Annotated in this window: 3 protein-coding genes; 2 read left to right on the top strand and 1 reads right to left on the bottom strand. The window is 60.6% G+C overall.

What is annotated here, in order from left to right; all coding sequences use genetic code 11:
- Together A1351_RS25085 and A1351_RS02530 are read left to right on the top strand one after the other, a co-directional pair.
- Positions 1–682 (top strand): hypothetical protein (locus tag A1351_RS25085; protein WP_064032063.1); only part of this gene is annotated, 682 nt, incomplete at its 5' end.
- A 178-nt stretch (positions 683–860) separates the two neighbouring features.
- A complete protein-coding gene (locus tag A1351_RS02530) occupies positions 861–1,109 on the top strand; it encodes a hypothetical protein (RefSeq protein ID WP_064032062.1) in 249 nt (82 codons plus the stop codon).
- Positions 1,110–1,308: 199 nt separating this feature from the next.
- On the opposite strand, the gene A1351_RS02525 is transcribed toward A1351_RS02530, so the two are convergent.
- On the bottom strand, positions 1,309–2,014 hold a 706-nt coding region (locus tag A1351_RS02525; RefSeq protein WP_064032061.1), incomplete at its 5' end, for a hypothetical protein.

Here is a 2,014-nt window from a genome sequence, read left to right as displayed (position 1 = left end):
GGCGCGCGTCATTCCCATCATCCTCCGCCACTGCGATTGGAAATACGCCATTTTCGGGAGCCTTCTCGCCGCGCCGACGGACGGAAGACCGATACAGTCCTGGCCGAATCTGGACGAGGCGTTTCTCAATGTGGTCACGATGATCCGCTCGGCCCTTCCAGCATCGCGCCCACCCCAGATGCCGCTCTCCCTCGCGTCGACACCTAGCTCGCTTCCCGTCATTGGGCGAGAACCACGATCCAGCAATCTGCGGATCAGCCAGTCCTTCACGGAGGTCGATAAGGATCGCTTTCTCGAAGACGCCTTCAGCCACATGTCCCGCTTCTTTGCGAACTCATTGCACGAACTCGAAGCGAGGAACGCCGCTATCAAAACGGCGTTCAAATCCATCGACGCCAACCGATTCACAGCAGTCGTCTATCGTGACGGCAAAGCCATGGCGCGCTGCAAAATCGTTCTCGGCGGCATGTTCGGAAAAGGCATATCCTTCTCCTACAATGACCAAGCTTCCGATAGTTCGTCGAACGAGCACTTGAGTGTCGATGCCGACGAGCAAGGACTCTATCTCAAGAGCTTGGGCATGGCTTCCATGGGACGCAATCGCGACCGACATCTCACATGCGATGGCGGCTCCGAATATTATTGGTCGCTTCTCATGGACCCCCTTCAACGAACACGGTAACGACTAGAGGAAGCATTGCGTCGCACGTCGTCGCGACATTATCAACGGCCATCGCCAAGTCGAAAGACTCTTCTGCTGGCGGAATAGATAAGGCAGCGATCCTTGCACGGGTCTGGACGGTCACCATATCTCCCGAAGAGAAGCCAGCTTTGCTTGCTAGATAGAAGGTTTCCCACGAATGCGCGCCGGCTCACAGATCTATACGCACATAAGCGATCCTTTCTCCGCAACCATTGGCATCTGGCGTGTTAAGCCCCTTGGTGGTGACCCGAAAAATGTCCTGACCATCCACGGAGCGAACATTCCGCTCGGCCCAGAGGATTTCGGATTTGATCAATCGAAGGAAGACCGTCTGGTGAAAATCGCCGTCGGGTGGACCAGAGCGAATAATTTGCAGTTCGACGAGATTTCGATCGTGAGCGACTGATGACCAAGAACTCAGCGGATTGCCGCGCGATGACCGAGTCCGCGGCAGCCCGTCGCTGCTTTGCTCCGCCGCGCCGGGAGCTTTTCCATCGGCGAGACGCGGTCATAAAAAAGGGCCCGACGGAGGACCGCCGAGCCAAGTCTTCACACACAAGAGAGCGGTCTTTCCCGCCGTCACCGCTGCCCCCAGCCAAGGCGCCTCAAGCGCCCAGCCGGCACGCCGCGATCATTGCCGCCCTCGCCCGGAGAGCGGCGCTACGCTCGAGCACCTCGGGCCCGCCGGGCACATCCAATGCCTCGGAGCCGGTGGTCATGCCGAGCTGCACCTTGTAGCGGTTCCACTGGTGGCCGCTCGGATGCAGAACGCCGCCGAGCAGGCGGTCGCCGTCGAGCTTGCCTGCGGCGACGAGGCGTTCGAGTACCTGAAGCGCATTGATGCCGAAAGGCACGATCCACGCCTTCGGAAGCGCGGCGAGCTCGGGGACGAGATGTTCCTCGACCATGGCGCGAAGCATCGGTCGATCCATGATCCGCTTGTCACCCGAGAAGTTCTCGTCCCTTCTCATTACGGGGTAACGAAGGACCGAGGTCGAGTGGACGCGCTCCGCCGCATCGGCGAACAACGCCTCGCAGGAGGAGAGGCCGAACGCCTCCGCCAATCCGAGGCTGTCCATGAGCCGAGCGGCGAGTTTCCTCATGCCGGCGAATGACGCACGCGCCTTGGCCGCCTCGGCGGCTTGCTCGATGGCGCCGCCACCGCGCAAGTTGTCGCGCAGCGAGACCAGCGCGTCGGTCGCTTGGCGCATTCCCGGCGTCACTCCGACGAGCACGATGTCGGCGCGCTCGTTTATCCAGTCGAATGGCGCATACGCTGCGGTGAAATCCTTCTCCCGACCGAGATCGAGG

Origin of the sequence: Methylosinus sp. R-45379 (assembly GCF_001644125.1) — a bacterium.
GTDB lineage: Bacteria > Pseudomonadota > Alphaproteobacteria > Rhizobiales > Beijerinckiaceae > Methylosinus.
The sequence above is the reverse complement of the archived record's forward strand: the minus strand, read 5'-3'. Positions and strand labels throughout refer to the sequence as shown.

Bases quoted from the DNA above. Each gene is read 5' to 3' on its own strand.
- A1351_RS02530 (WP_064032062.1), top strand. From the start codon at position 861: ATGCGCGCCGGCTCACAGATCTATACGCACATAAGCGATCCTTTCTCC.